The organism is Flavobacterium hiemivividum, assembly GCF_004349145.1.
GTDB classification, from domain to species: domain Bacteria; phylum Bacteroidota; class Bacteroidia; order Flavobacteriales; family Flavobacteriaceae; genus Flavobacterium; species Flavobacterium hiemivividum.
This window is the reverse complement of record NZ_SMFO01000007.1, coordinates 18305-42813: the sequence shown is the minus strand read 5'-3', so window position 1 is coordinate 42813 and position 24509 is coordinate 18305. Positions and strand designations below refer to the sequence as shown.

The 24509-nt window shown below is 33.6% G+C and carries 20 protein-coding genes; 9 read left to right on the top strand and 11 right to left on the bottom strand.

What is annotated here, in order from left to right; translation table 11 throughout:
• Positions 1-3 precede the first annotated feature (3 nt).
• The 5 genes from E0F98_RS10445 to E0F98_RS10425 form a co-directional block, all read right to left on the bottom strand.
• Positions 4-795 (bottom strand): (Fe-S)-binding protein, encoded by a 792-nt coding sequence (locus E0F98_RS10445; protein ID WP_132111177.1) that lies wholly within the window; start codon positions 793-795, stop codon positions 4-6.
• Positions 796-876: 81 nt separating this feature from the next.
• Positions 877-2214 (bottom strand): (Fe-S)-binding protein, encoded by a 1338-nt coding sequence (locus E0F98_RS10440; RefSeq protein WP_132111175.1) that lies wholly within the window; start codon positions 2212-2214, stop codon positions 877-879.
• A 5-nt stretch (positions 2215-2219) separates the two neighbouring features.
• Positions 2220-3185, bottom strand: coding sequence for an MlaD family protein (locus E0F98_RS10435; protein ID WP_132111173.1), 966 nt, complete (start codon positions 3183-3185; stop codon positions 2220-2222).
• 48 nt (positions 3186-3233) lie between these two features.
• Complete coding sequence (locus E0F98_RS10430; protein WP_394345848.1) at positions 3234-4370, bottom strand: N-acetylmuramoyl-L-alanine amidase family protein; 1137 nt, start codon at positions 4368-4370, stop codon at positions 3234-3236.
• Positions 4371-4587: 217 nt separating this feature from the next.
• Positions 4588-5364 carry an N-acetylmuramoyl-L-alanine amidase family protein gene (locus E0F98_RS10425; RefSeq protein WP_132111171.1) on the bottom strand — a complete coding sequence of 259 codons (777 nt, stop codon included), beginning with the start codon at positions 5362-5364 and terminating at the stop codon, positions 4588-4590.
• Positions 5365-5439: 75 nt separating this feature from the next.
• Between E0F98_RS10425 and E0F98_RS10420 the strand changes: the two genes are divergently transcribed.
• Both E0F98_RS10420 and E0F98_RS10415 read left to right on the top strand, forming a co-directional pair.
• On the top strand, positions 5440-8193 hold the full coding sequence (locus E0F98_RS10420) for a putative LPS assembly protein LptD (RefSeq protein WP_132111169.1): 2754 nt from the start codon (positions 5440-5442) through the stop codon (positions 8191-8193).
• 63 nt (positions 8194-8256) lie between these two features.
• Positions 8257-8637 (top strand): RidA family protein, encoded by a 381-nt coding sequence (locus E0F98_RS10415; protein WP_132111167.1) that lies wholly within the window; start codon positions 8257-8259, stop codon positions 8635-8637.
• Here the strand turns inward: E0F98_RS10415 and E0F98_RS10410 are convergent.
• The 5 genes from E0F98_RS10410 to E0F98_RS10390 form a co-directional block, all read right to left on the bottom strand.
• Entirely contained in the window at positions 8618-8992 is a 375-nt protein-coding gene (locus E0F98_RS10410; protein WP_132111165.1) for a methylglyoxal synthase, read from the bottom strand. The genes E0F98_RS10415 and E0F98_RS10410 overlap by 20 nt on opposite strands.
• Positions 8993-9000: 8 nt before the next feature.
• Complete coding sequence (locus tag E0F98_RS10405) at positions 9001-9852, bottom strand: N-acetylglucosamine kinase (RefSeq protein WP_132111163.1); 852 nt, start codon at positions 9850-9852, stop codon at positions 9001-9003.
• Between the two features lie 126 nt (positions 9853-9978).
• A complete protein-coding gene (gene gap, locus E0F98_RS10400; protein ID WP_132111161.1) occupies positions 9979-10983 on the bottom strand; it encodes a type I glyceraldehyde-3-phosphate dehydrogenase in 1005 nt (334 codons plus the stop codon).
• 78 nt (positions 10984-11061) lie between these two features.
• A complete protein-coding gene (gene pfkA / locus E0F98_RS10395) occupies positions 11062-12048 on the bottom strand; it encodes a 6-phosphofructokinase (protein WP_132111159.1) in 987 nt (328 codons plus the stop codon).
• Between the two features lie 357 nt (positions 12049-12405).
• Positions 12406-16812 (bottom strand): translocation/assembly module TamB domain-containing protein, encoded by a 4407-nt coding sequence (locus E0F98_RS10390; RefSeq protein WP_165929311.1) that lies wholly within the window; start codon positions 16810-16812, stop codon positions 12406-12408.
• A 232-nt stretch (positions 16813-17044) separates the two neighbouring features.
• On the opposite strand from E0F98_RS10390, the gene tsaD reads away from it, so the two are divergent.
• From tsaD to E0F98_RS10355, 7 genes are all read left to right on the top strand, one after another.
• Positions 17045-18067, top strand: coding sequence for a tRNA (adenosine(37)-N6)-threonylcarbamoyltransferase complex transferase subunit TsaD (gene tsaD / locus E0F98_RS10385; RefSeq protein ID WP_132111157.1), 1023 nt, complete (start codon positions 17045-17047; stop codon positions 18065-18067).
• Between the two features lie 3 nt (positions 18068-18070).
• Positions 18071-18778, top strand: coding sequence for a 16S rRNA (uracil(1498)-N(3))-methyltransferase (locus tag E0F98_RS10380; protein WP_132111155.1), 708 nt, complete (start codon positions 18071-18073; stop codon positions 18776-18778).
• Positions 18779-18888: 110 nt separating this feature from the next.
• Positions 18889-19527 (top strand): DUF4159 domain-containing protein, encoded by a 639-nt coding sequence (locus tag E0F98_RS10375; protein ID WP_132111153.1) that lies wholly within the window; start codon positions 18889-18891, stop codon positions 19525-19527.
• A 446-nt stretch (positions 19528-19973) separates the two neighbouring features.
• Positions 19974-20921 (top strand): zinc metalloprotease, encoded by a 948-nt coding sequence (locus E0F98_RS10370; RefSeq protein ID WP_132111151.1) that lies wholly within the window; start codon positions 19974-19976, stop codon positions 20919-20921.
• Between the two features lie 80 nt (positions 20922-21001).
• A complete protein-coding gene (locus E0F98_RS10365) occupies positions 21002-22093 on the top strand; it encodes an AI-2E family transporter (RefSeq protein WP_132111149.1) in 1092 nt (363 codons plus the stop codon).
• 1 nt (position 22094) lies between these two features.
• A complete protein-coding gene (locus E0F98_RS10360; protein ID WP_132111147.1) occupies positions 22095-23273 on the top strand; it encodes a THUMP-like domain-containing protein in 1179 nt (392 codons plus the stop codon).
• A 5-nt stretch (positions 23274-23278) separates the two neighbouring features.
• On the top strand, positions 23279-23845 hold the full coding sequence (locus tag E0F98_RS10355) for a hypothetical protein (RefSeq protein ID WP_132111145.1): 567 nt from the start codon (positions 23279-23281) through the stop codon (positions 23843-23845).
• A 1-nt stretch (position 23846) separates the two neighbouring features.
• On the opposite strand, the gene E0F98_RS10350 is transcribed toward E0F98_RS10355, so the two are convergent.
• Positions 23847-24503: a M15 family metallopeptidase gene (locus E0F98_RS10350; protein ID WP_132111143.1), complete on the bottom strand. Its 657-nt coding sequence runs from the start codon at positions 24501-24503 to the stop codon at positions 23847-23849.
• Positions 24504-24509: the final 6 nt, after the last annotated feature.

Below are 24509 nucleotides of genomic sequence, written 5' to 3'. Positions count from 1 at the left end.
TTTCTATAAATCTTGAGCATTTGCAATTAATTCTGCAATGTCCATCACTTTTACATCACCTTCTTTTTCTTTGTTTTTAATGCCATCAGTCATCATCGTATTACAAAACGGACATCCAGCAGCAATTATATCTGGTTTTGTCTCTAATGCATCTTCCGTTCTTTCGATATTAATTTCTTTATCTCCTGGTTCTGCATCTTTAAACATTTGAGCACCTCCCGCTCCACAGCACAAGCCGTTTGCGCGAGAACGTTTCATTTCAACTAATTCGGCATCCAATTTTTGAATCAATTCTCTAGGCGCTTCATATACATTATTTGCTCTACCTAAATAGCAAGGATCGTGAAAAGTAATTCGTTTCCCTTTAAACTGTCCGCCTTCAATAGTTAGCCTTCCATCATCAAGCAAGGATTTTAAAAACTCAGTATGATGTACCACCTCGTATTTCCCACCTAGTTCTGGATATTCGTTTTTTAAAGTATTAAAACAATGCGGACAGGCAGTAACGATTTTCTTAGCTTCATAAGCGTTCAACACTTCGATGTTCATCATCGCTTGCATCTGAAACAAGAACTCATTTCCTGCTCTTTTTGCCGGATCACCAGTACAGCTTTCTTCTGTACCCAATACTGCAAAAGGAACATTTCCACGATTTAAAATTCGTACAAATGCCTTTGTTATTTTTTTTGCTCTATCATCAAAACTACCTGCGCAACCTACCCAAAACAATACTTCAGGTTGTTTTCCTTGGGCTAGCATTTCTGCCATTGTTGGCACTATTAAATTCTCTGACATTTTCTGTTTTTTTATTCGGTTATTTCAGCAACCGGTTATTTGAGAAATAGTTCAATAAACAACTACTTATACTCTACAAATTTAATTTTCGTTTTTCCAATTCAATCTATCTTGTTGATTGTATTGCCAAGGCGCACCATTGTTTTCAATATTGGTCATCATCGCGTTCAAAGGCATCGGAGCAGCACTTTGCTCCATAACTAGGTAACGACGCATGTCCATGATGATAGATAATGGACTAATATTTACAGGACATTCTTCGACACATGCATTACAAGAAGTACAAGCCCAAAGTTCCTCTGGAGTAATATAATCATTCAATAATGTTTTGTTATCTGGAATAAAAATACCTTTATTAGCATCAATATTTTTCCCTACCTCTTCCATTCTATCTCTAGTGTCCATCATGATCTTTCGAGGAGAGAGCTTTTTACCCGTTATATTAGCAGGACAAGCAGAAGTACATCTACCACACTCCGTACAAGTATATGCGTTTAACAATTGTACCCAATTTAAATCCTGAATATCACTTGCTCCAAACTTCGCAGGAACTTCGCCCTCCGCCGGTGCTGGAGCTGCCGCAAATGGATCAGCGTTAGGATCCATCATCATTTTAACTTCTTTAGTTACCGCTTCTAAGTTATTAAACTGTCCTAGTGGATTTAAATCAGCAAAATAGGTGTTTGGAAAGGCCAATAAGATGTGTAGGTGTTTGGAAAAGTACAAATAGTTCATAAAAACTAAAATCCCAATAATATGCAACCACCATGACGCTTCAAAAATTAGCATCACTACCTCATTTGACATTCCGTTAAATAAGGGCTCGATGAACTGACTAATAGGAAAAGAACCAGCTTGTATAAAATGAGAAAAGCCTCCAGGTACATTTTGCAAATGCAAATCAGTGGCATTCATTAATAAAAACAAGGTCATCAAGACTACTTCAAAATAAAGAATGTAGTTAGCATCGTTTTTTGGGAATCCTGTTAGATCCTTATTTATGAATCTTTTTAATTTTACAACATTTCTTCTAATCCAGAAAACACTAACCGCTACAAGTACTAAAACCGCTAATATTTCAAATGAGGCGATTAAAACATCATAAGTAGTGCCTAAAAAAGCAAAAACGCGGTGCGTCCCAAATAAACCGTCAATAATAATTTCCAACAACTCAATATTGATAATTATAAAACCTAAATAAACAATAATATGAAGTATTCCCGCAACTGGTCGCTTTACCATTTTTGACTGCCCAAGAGCAATCATAGCCATGTTTTTCCAACGGGCAGCAGGGTTATCTTTTCTATCTATCTCAATACCTAGATTTATGTTTCTTTTTATTTTTAAGATGTTAGCAAAAAAATATCCAAATCCGATTATTAATAATAGGGCAAATAAAATATTGTCTAGATAGCTCATAGTTGCTAGTTTTTTTCTTTTGAAATAGTATCAGTTACAGGTGCTACATAGGGTTTGTTTTTCTTTCCAAAAAGAGAAACGTTTACATATCTAGTAGGATATAGTCTAACATCTTGCAGTAAAAGCTCTAATTCTCTCGAAGTTTTCGTCAAGTTGGCATATAATGCATCATCATTTAACAATTTACCCATGGTACCGTTTCCAGATTTTAATCCATTCATGAGACCGTCAACTTTGGCCAAGGTCTGGTTTAGATTGCGCACCGATTTACCTAAGTCTGCTTTGTTTAAAGAGTCGGAAATTTTAGCAAAATTGCCAGAGACCTTATTAAAATTAGTTACCACTCCTTTTATTTGAGTTTTGTTTTCATCAAGAATAGTATTCATACTTAATGAAGCTTTATGAAACTGCTCCATAGTTTTACTCAATTCAGCTAAACTAACCCTCAGATCTTCCTGTGCTTTCTTATCTAAAACATTATTAATTCCTGTAATTAGATTATCGGCATTAGCCATAACTTTATCTAATTTTTCTTGAAGCGGAACGAGTTTATCAGCAACTTTGTCAGTAAGTCCCAACCTAATCACACCCTGAAGCCTTTCGCCATCTAAGGCTAAAGTCTTATCATTAAAATTATGTTCAATCGCGATTTGTTTTCCGCCAATAAAACCAGGCTCGTAAATTGCAGCTATACTTGATTTCGAAATAGGAAAATCAGATTTTATTTGCAGTTCTACTAACAAATTCCCTGTGTTCTCATCGATCGTAATTGCAACAACTCTACCTATTTCTAAACCATTTAATGTAACTGGGGCTGAAGGAGCTAAGCCTTCTACGGTTTTGTATTCGACATATAATATCTTATAGCTGCTTAAAAGGTCTCTCCCTTTTAAAAAACTATATCCCCAAATAAATAATAATATCGATGCAATTACTAGAATTGCAGTTTTAATTTCTCTCGTTAATTTCAAAATGTAAGTATTTTGGACAAATTTAATATAAAATAATTGAACTTCTTGTTATTTAATCGCTTCTTGGATACTAATCTTCTTGCTATTTTTAAAAGCAATCAGAAAAGCAGAATCATAGCCTTTTGCCTTAGCCTCCTCTAAAAGATTCCTAGACTTTTCATAATCAGTCGTTTCACCATACATATATTTATAGACCTTACTTCCGTAATCTATCGATATATTTTTCAAGCCTTTAAAATTCCTAGGGTGTAAATCCAATTTTCTACTACTTGCTGAAATTTGAACCTTGAAAAGAACCTGCGAACTATCTATTTTAGATGCTGCTTTTCTATCTTCAGCAGCTTGTGGAACTTCTTTTACTCTAGTCGTAGCTCTTCCACTATCATTAGCCGAACTTTCATTACTTCTTTGCGAAGATCTAACTTCAGGAGTATCTATACTTCCGGTACCGTAATATTCATTTTTATAACTAATTATTGCAGTAGCAATAGCCTTAGCAATTTCATTTTGACCTGATTCTGAGTCTAATATTTTTCCTTCTGCAGGATTAGAGATAAACCCCATTTCGACTAAAACTCTTGGCATATACGCTTTATGCAATACCATAAACGGAGCTTGTTTTACTCCGCCGCCTCTTACTTTTTTATCAAGTGTTGCAAATTCATTTTCGATTTTACTAGCTAGCGAAATACTGTTTTCCAAATATTCCTCTTGCATCAAGGTCATTCCTATCATTGTTTCTGGAGAATTCGGGTCGAAACCTTCATACTTTGTTTTATAATCTTTCTCTAAAGTAATAACAGAATTCTCTTTCTTAGCCGCTTCTAAATTTGAAGCAATTTTATTCATACCCATAACATAGGTTTCGGTTCCATAAGCAGCAGTATTTCTGTTTGCGTTACAATGAATAGAAACGAAAATATTAGCATTAGCTCTATTGGCAATATTGGCTCTTTCGACTAAATCTACAAAAACATCCGTTTTTTTTGTATAAATAACGTCTATTTTAGGATGTGCCTCCAATAACTTACCGACTTTAAGCACTACTGCCAAAGCAATATTTTTTTCTACATGACCACCATAGACAGCGCCAAAATCATGACCACCATGACCTGCATCCAAGGTAACTTTAAAATTAGTGTTTTGACCATAAGAAAGGCTGCTAATTAAAAATGCGAAAACTATTACTACTTTTAAAGCACTATACTTATTACTTTTTATCAATTTCAAAATTTAGATTTTTTTTTTACAAATTTAATTATTCTTACTAACAACATCAAACTATTAAGACAAGACTTTGATTTAATTCGAAATCACTATATAAGCGTCAAGATAGCTAAGAATTTAAACTTCTCATTATATTATTTAGACTATTGTAATGAACTATGTTATTTCCAGCCCATCAAAGTCCAAAATACTTTTTCTTGTATGCAATTATTGCATTAGCGATTTGTAACGCCATTTCATCTTGGCCAGCTTCAGAATTTAAATACTCGCCTTCCTCTTTATTTGATAAAAAACCGAGTTCGATTAGAACACTTGGCATGTAAACAGCGTCTAAAACCCAAAGTGGTTGCTGTTTAATTCCCCTCGAGTTTCTGCTTAAGTTGTTTGTAAAGTTATCTTGAACCTCGGTGGCTAACATAATACTGTTGCTTAAATTCTCTTCTTGCAACATAGTCAATCCAATCAAGGATTCCGGTTTAGTTGGATCAAAACCCTGATATGTATCTTTAAAATTCTCCTCTAATAAAATTACGGAATTTTCCCTTTTTGCTACCTCTAGATTTAAATCACTTCGAGACATTCCCATCACAAAAGTTTCTGTTCCATGAGGCAAATAATTTTTTACTGCATTACAATGAATAGAAACAAAGGCGTTACCATTTGCTTTATTAGCAATTTTCGGCCTTTTTGCTAATTCAATAAAAACATCAGTAGTTCTTGTATAAATAACAGTGAAGCCAGGTGTTTTTTCTAAATAACTTCCTACTTTTAGCGTCGTTTTTAACACAATATCCTTCTCCACAAATCCATGGTGCGAATTCCCAGGATCTTTACCGCCATGACCCGCATCTAAAATGACAGTGAAATTTTGATTATCTTGAGAAAACACACAAGTATTACTAAACGCTATCAAAATAGCTATCAAAATAAAACTATGATAATTGAGTTTCATATGTTAAAGTTAATTTTAATGGAACACTAATCTTAAATTTATTTGATTATTTTTGCCCACAAATAATCTGTAAGTTTGACACTTCAAAAAACAGGCCGTAATTTTACAAAAATAGCATTTAAACCTTTGCAGACAAACTTATTTAATATCGTTTTAGTATCATTATTCCTGTTTTTAGGATATGCCAATGTATACTCTCAAGAGCTACCAAAAAAAACGACCGCTATTACTGCTAAAAAACAAGCAGACACTTCTACTTTAGGCACTAAGAAAAATGATGTTTCTATTTTAGATCTGAAAAAAGAAACAGATACTATTATTGTAAAAGATACAATCAAGCAAAAAAAAGCTTTTCTTGACGGAAAGGTAAAATATAAGGCTAACCAATATGCCAAGATCGATCAAAAGAAAAAACTGATTACCTTATACGACAAAGCAGAACTCTATTATCAAGATGTGGAACTGAAGGCCGGAATAATTGTAATGGATTACGAGAAAAATGAAGTTTATGCCGGTAGAATAAAGGATTCTACAGGTAAATTCACGCAATATCCTAATTTTAAACAAGCCGAAAATGTCGTGGAGCCCGATTCTATTCGTTTCAATTTTAAGACACAAAAAGCTTTAATCTACAATTCAAGATCCAGTCAAGGAGAATTTAAAATAAAAGCAGAAATTACGAAAAAGGAAAATGATTCCGTTTATTTCTTAAAAGGGGCACGATTCACCACTTCGGCTGATGTCGATAATCCGGAATATTATTTTCAAACGAATAAAGTTAAATTTATTCCAGGAAAGAAAGTAATCACCGGTTTAACTAATATGGTAATTGCTAATGTACCGACTCCGATAGCTTTGCCATTTGCTTATTTCCCCATGAGCAAGGAAACTAGCATTTCTGGAATTATTTTACCTAGCTATAATGATTCTAACGATAGAGGTTTCTCCTTACAAAACGGTGGTTATTATTTTGCTTTAAACGACCATTATGATCTTACTGTTTTAGGTGATTATTATACAAATGGTAGTTACGGAATGCGTTTTGAATCCTCTTATGCAAAACGATATGCTTTTCGAGGGAATATAAATTTCCGATTTGAGAATCTAATCAGCAGCGAGCGTGGCTATCCAGATTATTCGAAGCAAAATATATACAATTTACAATGGTCGCATTCTAGAGATTCAAAAGCAAATCCAAATTCTAGTTTTTCAGCCTCGGTAAACCTTGGAAGCAGTAAGTATTTTAAGCAATCGATAAATCAGGCGAATATTGGTTCGAATCTTAATAACACTTTGAACTCTTCTATTTCCTATTCTAAAACCTTCCAGACTGCTCCTCAAGTAAGAATGTCATTGTCTGCCACCCATTCGCAAAACACGCAAACAGAACAAATTAACATGACGCTGCCTACACTTCAACTTAGTGTAGACCGAATTTATCCTTTCGCTGGTAAAAACGACATTAAAAAAGGCTTTTTCAAAAATATAAATTTGCAGTATAATTTAAATGGCCGAAACACAATAACTACAACTGATTCGCTTTTCTTCAAACCACAAATGTTTAGAGATGCTAAGTTGGGAGTACAACACAGCATCCCTTTAAGCACAAATTTTAAATTGTTTAAATACTTTAGCGCATCGACCGCTTTAAATTATGAAGAAGTTTGGTACGCCAAAACAATTCAAAGAAGCTATGATGCAGACCAAAGCGCAGTTGTCGATAAAATTGTAAGCGGTTTTGACGCCTTTAGAACGTACTCTTTTTCTTCTAGTGTAGGGACTACTATTTATGGTACTTTTAATTTTGGTGAAGACAAAAAAATCAAATCGATTCGACACGTCATGAGACCTTCTGTTTCTTATGGTTATACTCCAAGTTTCGAAAAATACTATGATTCTTATGCTTCTGATGCCAGCGGAACGATTATAAAGCAATATTCTCGTTTTGAAAGCGGAATCTTTGGAGCGCCAGGACTAAGTAACTCTAATAATATTGGATTTGATTTAAGCAATACCTTTGAAGCAAAAGTAACGGATAAGGACAGTACTAAAGTAGAAGCAAAAAAAATAATGTTGCTTAATAATTTAAATCTATCCACGAGTTACAATCTTGATGCAGATGGAGTAACGTCTCTAGCTTGGTCGCCAGTTCGAGTTAGCGGTGGAACACAATTATTTGCCAATAAAATGAATGTCAATTTTGGCGCAACCTTAGATCCTTACGCGATCGACAATTCTGGTAATAGAATCGCAGTTTACAATATTGACAACGGCGGTAGCTTATTTAGAATGACAAGTGCAAATTTGACTATGAACTATTCCATATCCAGCTCAGATAAGGATAAAAACAAGAAAGATAAAAACGAACAAAGCCAAAGAAATGGTGGACGTGAAGATGATCTTTTTGGTTCCAATACCGTCTTGAATGATACTCGAAAAAGTCAATTTGATGGTGCTGAAGAAGAAGGCGAAGATAAAATTGCAGAATTTTTCAACAACAAATTGCCATGGGATATGACTTTTGCCTACTCTCTAACCTATGGAAACAACAACCGCGAGAAAAAAATTATAGGAAATTCTATAATGATATCAGCTAATACCGACTTGACTCCAAAATGGAAAGCAGGAATATCTACCGGTTATGATTTTGTACAAAACGGAGTGACTTTTACACAGCTGCGTTTTGAGCGCGATTTGCTTAGCTGGAGAATGGATTTCAACTGGACTCCTTTTGGAACAAATGCGAACTGGGGATTCTTCATTGGAATAAAATCAGGAGTGTTAAGCGATATTAAATGGGATAAACGAAGTACCAATACTTCGCGCTAAGCCTCTATTTATCTTTTGATTACAACTACTATAATTCATTAGAAAACCACTAAATACATTTTTATGAAAAAGATAATTTTTACTGATAAAGCTCCGGCGCCAATAGGACCGTACAATCAAGCAGTACTTAAAGGAGATACACTTTATACTTCTGGTCAAATCGCTATCAATCCTGCTACAGGTGAGCTCGTTCTAGAAACGATTGAGGCAGAAACTGCACAAGTAATGGAAAACATGAAAGCCGTGCTAGATGCTGCAGGAATGACTTTTGAAAACATCGTTAAAACGACAATTTTCATCATGGACATGAATGACTTTGGAAAAATAAATACCGTTTACGGTTCTTATTTCAATGAAAAAACCGCTCCAGCTCGTGAAACGGTTCAAGTGGCTTGTTTGCCAAAAAATGTAAATGTAGAAATTTCTATGATTGCAATTCTATAGCTTGTAATAGCAATTGAGCAGTTGCTTCGTTTGTCGCTATTGGCACATTGTGTACATCGCATACGCGAAGCAACATGTTTATATCCACCTCATGAGCATGACTAGCCATTGGGTCTTTAAAGAATAAAACCATTTTAGTCTTACCTTCGGCTACACGAGCCGCAATTTGTGCATCACCTCCCAAAGGACCTGAAAGCATCTTTTTTACCTTAAACCCCGCTTTTTCACACTTGCTACCAGTAGTTCCAGTAGCAATTAATTTAATGTTCACGTGCTGTAATAAATCAGTATTCTTATTTAAAAACTGAACCATATCTGCTTTTTTTCCATCGTGAGCTATAATAGCAATTTCCATAGCCATGACTATTTATTTGCGATATGATACGCAATTAAACCATCAATAGGTCGTCTAAGCACATTTCCCAACTTCAAATCGTATTTTTCAAATGTTTGCTCTAATTCCTCTTTCAAATAGAAAGCGATCGAACCTACAAAATGTACTGGTACTTCTTTGTGATTATCAAATTGCTTGATATAGTTCTTCACGAAAGATTTCATGCCTTTGAAAATAATTTTTTTGCAGAATTCAGTATCTTTATTTTGAATTAAAAATTTTGCAAAAGTGGCTAAATACGCATTCGGATTGGCTTCTTTGTACAATTTATTTTTAATAAAATCAGGATCTACATTGTACTCTTTTTCGAATTTAGCTGCTAAATCTTTTGGCATTTTATTGAAATAATACTTGCGTATCAACTCTTTCCCAAAAACATTACCGCTACAATCATCCATGATAATATATCCTAGCGACTGTACTTTTTGATGCAATTCTTTTCCGTCAAAATAACTACAATTAGATCCAGTTCCAAGGATGGAAACAATCGCTTGCTGCCCTTTTGGAGTAGTGGCATAAACCGCCGCATAAGTATCTTCTTCAACTGTAACAATGGCATTCGTAAAATAGCTTTGAAAAGCTTGCGAAAGATTTACTTTCATTCTATCTGTACCACAACCTGCACCATAAAAAAACAAATGAGTAGCCGTCTTTTTACTTTGAACAATATCAAAACGATCATTCAAACGTTCGATTATTTGTTCATTTTCAAGAATTTCAGGATTTAATCCCAATGTTTGCGTGGTAAATAATACTTTTCCATCATCGTCAATCGCAATCCAATCGGCTTTTGTGGAACCACTGTCAACTATTAATCTCATTTCTTTTACTATTTGGTTATCTTCTGTTTCTTCTAAATCTAATAAAACTATGTTTTACTTTAATTTATCGCTAAAATAAAAAAAATCCCGTCTAAAAACTAAAAACGGGATTTTTTAAAATTTTGATTATTTTAATCCTGAAATATGAACTGATAAATCAATTAATTTACTTGAATATCCATACTCATTATCATACCAAGATATGATTTTGAAAAAAGTAGAATTCAAACCAATTCCAGCATTTGCATCGATAATAGATGTTCTTGGATCAGAAACGAAATCTTGAGAAACCACTAAATCTTCAGTATATCCTAAGATTCCTTTCATTGTAGTTTCTGAAGCTGTTTTTAAAACTGCCATAATCTCTTCGTATGAAGTTTCTTTAGCCACTTTTACTGTTAAATCAACTGTAGATACATCAGTAGTAGGTACACGGAAAGCCATTCCAGTTAATTTTCCATTCAATTCAGGAATTACTTTACCAACAGCTTTTGCAGCTCCAGTAGAAGAAGGAATAATGTTGCAAGAAGCAGCACGTCCACCTCTCCAGTCTTTTCTAGAAGGACCGTCAGTAGTCATTTGAGTTGATGTTGTAGCATGTACAGTAGTCATCAAAGCTTCAACAATTCCGAAATTGTCATTTATTACTTTAGCCAATGGAGCTAAACAGTTTGTAGTACAAGAAGCATTAGAAACTACTAAATCAGAAGCTTTAGCACTTTCGTGGTTTACACCCATTACAAACATTGGTGCATCAGCAGATGGTGCAGAAATGATTACTTTCTTAGCTCCACCAGTAATGTGTGCGTGTGCAGTTTCTATAGTTGTAAAGAAACCAGTACATTCAGCAACTACATCTACATCAACTTCATTCCATTTTAAATTTGCTGGTTCTCTTTCAGCTGTAATTCTGATATTTTTATCGTTTACAAAAAGTTTTCCATCTATAACTTCAACTTTTCCTGCAAAACGTCCGTGAACTGAATCGTATTTTAATAAGTAAGCTAAGTGATCTACATCTAATAAATCGTTGATTGCTACTACTTCTACATTATCTCTATTAAAAGATTCTCTAAAAACAATTCTTCCAATTCTTCCAAAACCGTTTATTCCTAATTTTACTTTTGACATCTTAATTAAATTTTTTGTTTATTTTTCCTAACCTTCATTTAAAGTCTAATTTCCTCACAATAAACTTCACTTTTATTTTTATGTTGACATGATCTCAGAGACTCTTAACAATTCTCTGTCAATTTCAGTTTTTCCTTTAATTGCTTGTTCTAAAGGTGTCAACGAAATCTTATCGTTTTGTAATCCAACCATGTAATTTGATTTTCCTTCGATCAATGACTCGACCGCTTTCACTCCTAATCTACTTGCTAAAACTCTATCAAAACAAGAAGGTGATCCACCGCGTTGCATGTGACCTAATACTGAAACTCTAACATCATATTCTGGTAAATTAGCTTCTACGTAATCTTTTAATTCGAATACATTTTTTCCAATTTTATCTCCTTCAGCGATAACAACTATACTAGATGATTTTCCAGAAGCCTTACTTTTTTGTAAAGATTCTAATAGTCTATCTAATCCTAAATCCTCTTCGGGAATAAGAATTTCTTCGGCACCTGCACCAATTCCGGCATTCAAAGCAATATGACCGGCATCTCTACCCATCACCTCTACAAAGAACAAACGATTATGTGAGCTTGCGGTATCTCTAATTTTATCAATTACATCCACCACTGTATTCAGGGCTGTATCATATCCTAGGGTATGACTAGTCCCAAAAATATCATTATCAATTGTTCCTGGAATTCCCATTACTGGGAAATTAAATTCAGAATTAAATAGTAATGCTCCGGTGAAAGAACCGTCACCACCAATTACTACCAGAGCATCAATTCCCGCTTTCACAAGATTTTCATGTGCTTTTATTCTACCTTCAGGCGTTCTGAATTCAAGAGATCTTGCTGATTTTAAAACTGTTCCTCCTTTATTTACAATGTTATTCACACTTCGAGGTCCCATTTCTTTGAAGTCTCCTTCAATCATTCCTTGATAACCTCTATAAATTCCTATACATTCTATATTATGGTAAGCACAAGTTCGAACAACAGATCGAATTGCAGCATTCATTCCCGGCGAATCTCCACCAGAAGTTAGCACCCCTACTTTTTTTATTGTTTTTGGCATTATTTAAGTATTAAAGCGTAAATTTAGCAAACAAATTACACTTTTAGCGTTATGTCTTTACTAAATTAGTTAAGCGAACTAAATTCAAACGTTTTCGTTGATAAGTTTTCGAAAAAACAATAAAAACCTCCATTTTTTTTCAAAATAAGTTGAATTTGTTAATTATAATTTAATAATTAACTGTTTTTTGCCTTAAATAGTGTTTTTATAGCATTAAACACCCAGAAGTAAAAGTGTCATTTTCACAGCTATCTTAGTTAGATAAGGTACTGTGTTACAAAAGCCAGCAAGTAGATTTCGACTTTTAAATAAAGTAGCAATAACGTTAACTAGCAGCTACTATACAATAGCAACACACTAATCCTCCTCAGGAATTCTTCCTTCATTATTTTTCTTCGGAGTTTCCGTTTTAGGAGTCGTCGGCTTAGAGAAATTAATATATTCTGGGGCTAGGTTCGAATCTTGGAATTGCTGACTGTAGTTACTTTCGACACCTAATTTATGATTCTTAAAAATTATATTAACGAATTCTTTGAAGGTATCAAAATCGACTTCATAAGTTACCCCTACTCCTTGAGTATATCCGATTCCTTCTCCGATATAATTGATGTCATTTTCACGATTAAACAAACGCAAATTAAGTGTTCCGTCTTCATTAACCCTGTATTGAATTTCTAAATCCCCAACTATCGCCGACTCATTAATCCCTCCAAAAGGCACCCCTACTTTACCATTAATTGTAATTCTCTCATTAACCTTTGATGAAATAGTTGCCACAAACCTTCCGTCAGTTTCTTTTCCTATTCGTCTATCTGCGGAGATATAATTAAGTCCAACTTTGAATTTTTCATCATCCGATTTTATAATTCCTCCTAATAAACTAGAGGCCGTTTCGAACAAACTTCCAGAAAAATCAGACTGACTAACACCTTCAGCACTTAAAAATCCTCCTGTAGACAAGAGATAAAGTGCTTGTGTTTGTCTCACATCTTTATCATTTAGTTTGTATTGAATCTCTGATTTTAAAACACTACTAACGGTTGGGAATTCGATATTAAAATCTGGTTCTGGACTTGCTAAATCTCCACGTATTCCAATTACTACTTCAACTGGAACTTTTCTATTAAAAGATGAGTTTTCAAGTAAAACAGATGGATTAGCAATCGTTTTATAAACGGCTTCTAAATTTAATTGTGCTCGCATTGGATTCCCTTCCCATGAAATTGAACCTCCTTTTTTTACATCAAATTTCTTATCTATCAATCCTCCATACTTAAAATTATAAGAACCTTCATAGGCCTGGAAATCTCCCCACATATTAAACTTACCCAATGTATTTATTTTAAACAGTAAGGATCCAAAACCTTTTCCTTTAATTCCATGTCCTGAATTTCGATCTAAGATCACCTCCACTTCGGCATCTGGTGTAATATCAAGATCAAACTCTAATTCCAGTCCTTTATAATCCCTCGTATCTTCAACAATTCCCATTTGGATATTGTATTTTTCTTTTGGAGTTAAAAAGTGAACAAAAGAATTATCACTAACACTTTCAGCATAATTTATTGGAATTTTGACTTCGGTACCTTTCTCAGATTTTGCCTGTACCTTAATAAATAAACCATTTGTAGGACCTTTTATAGTAGCATCACCATCAATAAATGCTGTACCATAATAAGCGGCGTCTTCTTTATCGACAGTATTTAAAACAAGAAGTCTCTTAGTACTTACCGCTAAATCCAGTTTCCAATCGCCAAAATTATTATGCTCGATACTTCCGTTTAAAGCTCCCTTTGTTCCAAATTTAGAATCAGTTAATGTGTTATTTCTAAACAAGAACTTCTGACCAATTAAATCAATTACAGATCGATCATTTAATTCATAATCTACATTTAAATAAGGAATTGTCAAGCCAGTCTTTTCAACATACAATCGTCCGTTAATATCAGGTCTGTCTAAATCACCTTGAATCGTAGAGTTTCCACTAACCAATCCTCTTATATTAGATATTACGTCTCCTCCTAGCGAACTTAAAATCCCCAAATCAAATTTGGCAAATTTAAGTTTCATATCAAGAATCGTTTTATTATCTATAATTTCGAAATTACCAAAAGCATTAAAAGATTCAAAATTCTTATTTTCTAAAAAGGAATTTATGGTAAACTTCTCTAAATTTTCATCTCCTTCAATATCAAATTTCAAATCACCCAGATCAGTTTTATTGATGTTTAAATGATCAATTAAGAGCGAAGCCGTTGGTTTATAAACTGCTTTATTCTGTTTAAAACTAATATCGCCATTTACATTTCCTCTAAAGACAAACTTTTCATCTTCGGGTGTGATTTTATATAGATCTACATCTTTAAAACTGAGCTGTAAATCCTTATTTGTATTGTCTTTTATACTTCCTTTTAGCGATATCTCTTGGTCTTCATGAGACAATATTATATCGTCTATCTTCCAATTTTTAAATGACTTATCAAAAACAATTTGGTTATTAGGCGTTTCTTTTTCATTTAAAAACCACAAGTAGTCTTTAAATTTCATTTCAGATTTACTCAAGCCTACCACATTGTCGTTGTCCTTATTAATAGTGTGATATAAGTTTAAATTAAAATAATCCTCTCCGTTTGGTCCACCTTTAAACTCTGATCTAAAGAACAAAGTGTCTTTCATCGTTATATTAATAAGACTAAAATCACGTACTTTATAGTGCTTCGTTTTGATACTATCTAACTCAATATATGCATTGTATAAAGGGTTTTTATTATCTATTGACACTCTAATATTGTCAAAAGTATTTTTTGAAGCTACAATTTGTGGTGAATTAAATTTTAGTTTAAATTCTTGATTGTCTGATTTTATATTTCCTTTTACAACTGTATTGGACCCAATGGCAATTTCTGGGTAAAACAACTCAATAATTTTACTGTAAATTGTGAAATCAAATTTCAAAAATTGGCCTTTACTAACTTTATTGGGTTTAAAATTAGTGTACAAACTTCCTAATGAGTTCTTAACCAAATTCCCAAGTTCGCTAAACTGAAATTTCCCTATAATTTCACCTTCAATAATATCAGGAGAGTTCACCGTAATCGTACGAACCCTTTCTACATCAAAGCTAGAAGAGATATTAAAATCATCAAAATTATAAGTGTCTTTCCCATTACGGTAAGACGTTTCCTTTATAAATACGTTTCCTTGCAAATTTTCAATCGAATTTCCAGTCACCTGCACAATTACATCTCCTTTAAACACTGAAACGGAATCTTTAACTAATTTCAGCTTGTTTAAATCGGCATTTTCTACTTCAATATGAAAATCATATTTGTTTTCTCTATTGGTTAAATCTAATAAACCATCAAAATTCATGGTTAGATTTGGATCATTTACTGAAATCTGACCTTTATAATTCGGCGCTTTAAAGTTACCATTTACTACTACATTAGAATAGGTGTAATTCTTAAAATCTATTTTAGTAACATCTCCTTTTAATGCCGTATTTAGATATTTTTCGGTAAAACCTTTCCCATCTACGTCTATGTTCATGGTGATTTTACCCAAATCTTTTTTATCTAACAATACTCCTAAATCAAAATTATCTAAAATAACATTCCCCATATAAGAAGCTTTGTCAATAAAATCAATGCTTTCCATCCTGAAGAACGATTTTACACTACCTATATCAGTGTCCATTTTAAAATCGGCATCGATTGCAGTGGTGCTTAGCTGAGAATTTCCAACTAACGTAAACCTGCCCAGTTTTTTTAACTCAACTGGTAGTTTCTTTCCTAAAATATTAGGTAATATGGTTACCAGATTATCATAACTGCTAGAAAGTCTAGTAAAATCCCCATCCATATAAAATTTCTGATCCTTGTTTCCAAAAAGATTTTTGAAATTTATAGTCCCATATATCTGAGAATTCCTGGAGTCAATAAGAGCTAATTTTGTTATATTCAAATCATTTAACGGCCCTTGTACATCTGCATTAATTTTGAAAAATTCATTTTTACCTAGTTCATTGTAGAAATGTCTAATATCATTAGTGGCAATTTTAGACGCTTTAATCTTAACATCAAATTTCACTTTATCAGTAAATTTTGAAAAATCACCCGGTTTATAATTTAAAATTACATTAGCTTTAAATTTTGATTCTTTGGTAGACAAGTCAAGTTTGTCAAATTGTATTTTATTACTAGCATACGTAAATTTAGAACTCATATTTACAACATACAAGCCACGATGATCTAGGAAAGACATTTTATCTATGTTTGCTTTTAAGTCAGGCCCATATAATAAAAAATCACTCAGCGTTGTGTTTAACCTCGTAAAGTCCACGTCAACTGGGGTTGCTTTATTTTCATCAGTAATACTAAACCGAGCATCGGTGATATTTGCATTGTCAACTTTTAATAGAAATTTTCTTGTAGAGGGTTTATCGCTATCGAAAGCAGCTATAAACCTATTTAGATTCGTTTCGTCCTCGTTTTTATATAATTTGATTTTAAAAAGCAAACCATCAAGTCTAACATCTCCAAAAATCAAGTCGCCTTCCAGAATTTTTTTTCCTTCTAGTATATTAGTGTTTACAATTTTAGAAAAAATTAAAGTATCCTTATGATGATCTAGAATCAAAACATTTTTAAATTTCACCCCACCAAAAACGGATAGTCGTACAGATTCAATAGAAATATCAGTACCAAAATCTTTATTAAGACTATTTGTAAAATGCTTCGCTATTTTAGTCTGAAAATAAGGCATCGAAAGGGCAATCCCCAGCAGCAGCAAAAGCACAATTAGTCCCAGAATGAAACGAAGAATTATTTTAACGAATTTTTTGATACCTATTGATGTTTTATTTTTATCCTAAAATACTATTTTGCCCAAGGAAAGAGCGGCACCTTTAATAAAAATTCTTTAATTTTGGCTGCGCCGTAAAATTATAAAAAATAAAATCGGTTTGTAACTATAATTCAAAAATTTGTGCCTTTTTATGCAAAATTCCGATGTTTTTATTCTTGCTATCGAAAGTTCCTGTGATGACACGGCTGCGGCCGTTTTACATAACGACAATGTACTGTCAAATGTTGTGGCAAACCAACTCATTCACGCTCAATATGGAGGTGTTGTCCCCGAATTAGCTTCGCGTGCCCATCAACAAAATATAGTACCTGTTATCGATGCGGCACTTCGCAAAGCAAATATTACTAAAGAACAGCTGTCAGCAATCGCATTCACCCAAGGTCCCGGACTCATGGGATCGCTACTTGTAGGAAGTTCTTTTGCTAAATCGATGGCTTTAGCCTTAAATATTCCGCTGATTTCTGTAAATCACATGCACGCTCATATTTTAGCGCATTTTATAGATGAGGAAGGATTTGATAAACCTAACTTTCCGTTTCTGGCGCTAACCATTAGTGGCGGTCATACTCAAATTGTACAAGTAAATGACTTTTTTGATATGACTATCATCGGTGAAACTACAGATGATGCTGTGGGCGAAGCATTCGATAAAAGCGCAAAAATACTAGGTCTTCCCTATCCAGGTGGCCCTTTGGTTGACAAGCATGCACAACTTGGAAACCCAAAAGCATTTGCTTTTACTAAACCCAAAGTTCCTGGATTGAACTTTAGCTTTTCAGGTTTGAAAACAGCTATATTGTATTTTGTACAAAAGAAAAAATTAGAAAACCCTGATTTTATTTCTGAAAACATGGATGATATCTGCGCCTCGATACAATATACCATTGTCGAGATTTTAATGGACAAATTAAAACTAGCCGTAAAAGAAACTGGTATTAAACAAATCGCCATCGGTGGTGGCGTATCAGCTAATTCTGGAATTAGAAAAGCCATTAAAGATACAGAGCAGAAATACGGTTGGAAAACATACGTTCCAAAATTCGAATATACTACTGATAATGCTGCAATGATTGGAATTGTAGGTTATCAAAAATTTTTATCACAACAATTTGAAACTGCAGCAGTAGTTTCTAAAGCACGAATACAATTCTAAATTATGCAATTATTTTATAATCCAAATATTGACGAAACGACCGAAACTTTTACTTTTGACAAGGTAGAAAGCAAACACATAATAAAAGTATTACGCAAAAAAGATACTGATATTTTACATGTTACCAATGGAGCTGGTTGTCTATTCGAAACTGAAATCACCTTAGCCTCAGACAGTAAATGCACGGTAAAAATTATTTCTTTCGAAAAGAAACCAAAATCAAAATACCACTTACATCTGGCTGTGGCTCCAACAAAAATGAACGACCGTTACGAATGGTTCCTTGAAAAAGCAACAGAGATAGGTGTTCATGAAATTACACCTATAATATGTGACCGTTCTGAAAGGAAAGTGATCAACAACGAGCGATTTGACAAAATCATTTTGGCTGCCATGAAACAGTCAAACGAATTGTATCTTCCAAAATTAAATGAAGCCGTTACCTTAAAAGATTTTCTTAAAACTAAAAATGAAGGATTGCAATTAATAGCACATTGTGAGGAAACAGATAAGAAAACATTAAAATCAATTTTAAAACCAAATGAAGATATCACCATGCTTATAGGTCCTGAAGGTGATTTTTCTGAAAAAGAAATCGCAATGGCAATTGAGAGTGGATTCGTCGCTGTATCTTTAGGCAATACTAGATTAAGAACGGAAACTGCTGCAATAGTTGCCTGTCATAGTGTTGCATTTTTCAACGAAGGCTAGAAAACAGTACAATTAATCGTGAAACTAATATTATAAGCTTCTTTTTTTTTAGACATTCAAGGTTTATTTCGAATACCGATAGCGCTTTAAACAAACAATACAGATTGACTATGAAAAGAATATATCTTATTTTACTTTTAATCTCCATCTCCTCGTTTTCGCAAGAGATTGCTTTATTAAAATATAGTGGCGGTGGAGACTGGTACGCGAATCCCACTTCGCTACCTAATCTTATTAAGTACAGTAACGCAAACAATAATACTAGGATAAATACTAAGCCAGCAACGGTAGAGCCCAGCAGCCCAGATTTGTTTTCATATCCCTTTATTCATATGACGGGACATGGAAATGTAACTTTTAATGATACCGAAGTTAGCAATCTAAAAAAATATTTGAGTGCTGGAGGATTTCTTCATATTGACGATAATTACGGGATGGATCAATACATTAGAAAAGAAATAAAAAAGATATTTCCAAATAATCCACTAACTGAAATCCCATCTTCCCATATAATATTTCAAAAACCCTATCTCTTTTCTAATGGATTACCTAAAATCCATGAGCACGACGGGAATCGACCGCAAGCTTTTGGAATTTTCGTAGAAAATAGACTGGTATTACTTTATACTTTCGAATCTGATTTAGGTAATGGCTGGGAAGATCCAGAAGTCCATAACGATCCGACCGCTGTTCGTGAAAAAGCATTAAAAATGGGAGCAAACATTCTAAGCTATATTTTTAACAATTAACACTTTTTCAGGCTTCTTTATTATCCGTAATTCAATTTCGAAAGAAACTCTTGGCTTATGCAATGAACCGCAATTCTATTTTTTATTAGCCAAAAACGCGACTTTTTCTATTAGAAAACATAAAAAACAAACTAAAAACAAACTTTCCGTTCGTTCCATTAAGTGAAAAAAGTAAGATTTACTCTTCACTAAAATTAATTTATTAGACTTTATTAGAAAAAATAAAAGGATAATATTGAGCCAAATATAGTAGTAATGTATCAGATAAATCTTTCTTATTAAATTTTCTTTAATTCTGTAAATTTAAAAAAAGCGCGCGAAATAAGGATTCTTAAATAATTGTTAAAAAATACTTTTCACAATTATTTTTTTTACAACTGGTTTTGTTATAAAATTGTCAAATGATTGCCCAAAATCATATTTAACTAACATAACCTCTAATTATTATGAAAAAGATTATTTTATCTGCAGCAGCACTTATGATGCTTTTCTCTTGTCAAAATGACCAGACAGAATCAACAAACTTAAATGCAAATGCGATTAGCCAACGTGGTTGTGCATCGCACGAAGTACTTGCAGCACAATTAGCCGCTGACCCAACTTTAGCGGTGCGAATGAATCAAATTGAAGCCTTCACTCAAAATGCTAAATTAACTGGTCGTTTAGTAAACGGAAAAGTTGAAATACCGGTTGTCGTAAACGTATTGTACAGAACTGCAGCTGAAAATATTTCAGATTCACAAATTCAATCACAGATTGACGTTTTAAACGAAGATTTTAATGCAACTAACGCTGACTATAATGATGTTCCTGCCTTATTCTCTGGAGTAAAAGCAAATGTAGGGATAACATTTGTACTCCAAAAGATAGTAAGAAAATCGGTTAGAACTGTTTCCTTTTCTACTAATGACGCCATGAAATCCTCAAATAAAGGGATTCCGCCTACTTCACCTTCAACAGTACTAAACATGTGGTCTTGTAATCTAGGTGGCGGTATTCTAGGATATGCTCAGTTTCCAGGTGGATCTTTAGCAACGGACGGGGTGGTAATAGACAACAATGCATTTGGTCGCACAGGCACCGTTTCTGGAGTTTACAACCTAGGAAGAACCGCTACTCACGAAGTTGGACACTGGATGAACTTACGTCACATATGGGGCGACGCAACTTGCGGAAGTGATTCAGTTGATGATACACCTTCACACAATACTGCAAATTATGGAGTTCCTGCTTACCCGCATTATAGCACTTGTACTGGTACTCCAGTGGAAATGACAATGAACTATATGGATTATACAGATGACCGAGGTATGTACATGTTCTCTAACGGACAAAAAAGTAGAATGGCTGCTATATTTATTTCGGGAGGCGCAAGAGCTAGTTTTGGAATCTAAACTATTGTAAAAAATAAGAATACTTAAACTCGCTACTTGTTAGCGAGTTTTTTTTATCTTTAGCTCCAAAATAAAAATTAATGGTCACGTCTAGAATTATAGCATCAGGAATATTAAAGGCAATAGTCATCGTAGTATTAACTGCACTAGTTCTTTATTTTCTCTACCAAATCCAATCCGTATTAATATACTTGATCGTAGCTTTAATCCTTACGCTAATTGGAAATCCAATTTTAGATTTCTTTCGAAGACGCTTAAAATTCAACCATGTTTTTGCAACTATTGCTACCTTATTTATTTTTATAGTGATAATCGCTGGCTTCATAATGATGTTTATTCCTTTAATTTTATCTCAAGGTGAAAATCTATCATTATTAAACACTGGCGCTATTGAACAACAGACGCTTCAATTAGTGAATCAAATAACTCAATTTTTAGAAAATCATCATATTGATTCATCCAAAGTCTTAGGCTCTGCAGATATTAGTTCTAAAATAAATTTCAACATTATTCCAAATTTTTTAAATGCAATTCTGGGAACCATAAGCAGTTTCGGAATGGGATTAGCATCTGTATTGTTCATCACTTTTTTCTTTCTTAAAGAGCGAAAATCATTTATGTCAGGAGCAATAAAACTTATTCCAAACAGCCATGAGAATCAAGCACTGAACTCATTAGAAAAAATAAATTCCTTATTATCTCGTTATTTTATTGGATTATTACTCCAATTATTTATTGTTTTTATTTTATATCTTACCGTACTACTTATTTTTGGTGTTCCCAATCCGTTTATTATCGGTTTTTTATGCGCAGTTTTAAATATCATTCCATACATAGGTCCACTAATCGCATCCGTTTTAGCGGCAATTCTAACAATGTTAAGCAATCTAGGAAGTGATTTTCAGAGCGAAATTTTACCTACGACTATCTATGTTTTAATTGGTTTCTGGATTGTTCAAATTATCGATAATAATCTATCACAGCCTATCATTTTTTCTAAAAGTGTCAGTTCACATCCCTTAGAAATATTCCTTGTGATACTTATCGCAGGTTTTCTTTTTGGTATTTTAGGAATGATTGCAGCAGTTCCACTATATACTATTCTAAAAGTGGTAGGTAAAGAATTTTTCCCGCAAAACAAAGTGATTCTCATGCTAACTAAAAACATTTAACTTGGATTTACATATACTAAATTCTGATATTCAAGAATTTATAGATCACAATATTGGAGTCAGTATTGCAAAATTAGCTTTGCAAAAAAATCCGTTTCCTGAGGTAGAATGGATGGTTGTTTTAAATCAGATTGAAGCCAAAACAAAGGCAAAAGACAAATTACCCAATTGGTTCAAGACCAAAAAAATTATCTACCCCAGTAAAATTTCGATAGAACAAACTTCGTCCGAAAAAACGGCACACTATAAATCTACGATTGTATCTGGTGCCAAATTAATCGATCTTACAGGAGGTTTTGGCGTAGATGATTTTTATTTTTCTAAAAGTGTCAGCACGGTCGCTCACTGCGAAATTAATGCTGAATTATCTAAAATCGTAGCACATAATTATGACCAGTTAGGAATTGAAAATATTAGCTGCTACGCCGGAGACAGCGCAGCTACCTTAGAATCATTATACCAAAAATGGGACTGGATCTATATCGATCCTTCGAGACGCAATGATGCCAAAGGCAAAGTTTTTATGTTGAAAGACTGCCTACCAAGTGTTCCTGACAATCTTGACTTATATTTCAAAAATTCGGATGCTATTTTAATAAAAACCGCTCCCTTACTTGATATTGCTGCCGGCGTACTAGAGTTGCAAAATGTAAAAACCATTCATATTGTAGCTTTAGAAAATGATGTAAAAGAATTGCTGTGGGAATTGCATAAAGATTATCAGGGAAAAATTGAGATTAAGACAATCAACATTTTAAAAGATAAAACCGAAACTTTTGATTTTATTTGGAGTGATCAATCACAAACACCAAACTACGACTTACCTCAAAGTTATTTATACGAGCCCAATAGTGCGATAATGAAATCAGGAGGGTTTGATGAAGTAGCCACTTTCTATGCTTTAAACAAACTGCACAAACATTCTCATTTATATACATCGGCAAACCTAATTTCCTTCCCTGGAAGAATTTTTGAGATCACACGTTGTATTCCTTACAGTAAGAATGAAATGAAAACTTATTTGCAGGATAAGAAAGCAAATATTACCACTAGAAACTTTCCAGATACGGTAGAAAATATTCGAAAAAAATGGAAAATAAAAGATGGAGGAAATCTCTATTGTTTTTTCACTACTGATGAGAATAACAATAAAATTGTTTTAATTTGCACCAAAATATAATAAAAATGAAACAACTCGCCATACTAGTATTCTTATTCATATCAGGGAATGTCCTTGCTCAAGCGCCATGCGATTATAGTGTTAACGTCACAGATTCTATAGGAACCTACAAATCTACTAAAGACCATATAATCTGGGAGAAAAACTTTGCAGGAAACTCCAGCTACATCTTCTATTCATTAGCAATGACAGATGGTTTACCAACATTGAATGTTCAAATGCTTCAAAAAAGCAAAGATTTTATGAAAGCCAATTGTTTTGATAAAAATTCTAAACTTTATTTACAGTTATTTAATGGGAAGATAGTGACTTTACTGCACATTGATCAAGAGAATTGCGGGTCGTTGATACGCGACGATAAAGGATATGACAATAGAGTTATTACGGCATCTTTTATGTTCCCAAAAGGAAGTTTTGAAGATCTAAAAAGCGCTCCAGTTTCCATGATGCGAATCAAATACTTAAATGAAAATGAAGATTATATACTCAAAAAGGAGTTTCAATCCGAATTAGATAATAAAGTTTACAAACCCGAAAACTACTTTATAAATAATTTAAAGTGTATCGAATAAGTTATTCGCAATCCCATTTTACATTAGAAACAGCATCTTTCAGTCCTGATTTTAGATTGTAATGCCACCATTCTGAATCGAAAGGCATAAAACCCGAGGCTATCATTACGTTTTTTAATAACAGCCTATTGTCTTTCACCTCTTGTGAAAGCTTAGAATAACCATGACTGGCTTCGATACCAAAGAAATCAAAGCCAGTTCCCATCTCCAGTTCGTTTCCTGCTACATCGACCAAAGTGATATCTACTGCCCCACCTCTATTGTGAATAGATCCTTTAGCGGGATCAGCGACATATTTTGGATTGGAAACAATTGTCCACATTCTTTTTTGGATATCTAAGGGTCTGTAGCAATCAAAAAGCTTTATTCTATATCCTTTTTTAATAAATTCTTTATTGGCTTCCACCAATGCCGTTACCGTTTTTAAACGCAAAAAACATTCCGCGCAATCGTATACCGTAGCTTTCAAAAAATTATCGTCAGTTGCATATTTCATATCATACAGAAAATCGCTACTATAGTCCTTTAAATTTACAAATGTGGTGTCATGTACCTGAGCTAAGTTTGCATTATTGGCAGGGAGTTCTATTTGTGCTTTACAAGAAATTATCGCAAAGCACGACAAGAAAAGAAAAAGTGATTTAGTAGGAAGCGTCATGATGTT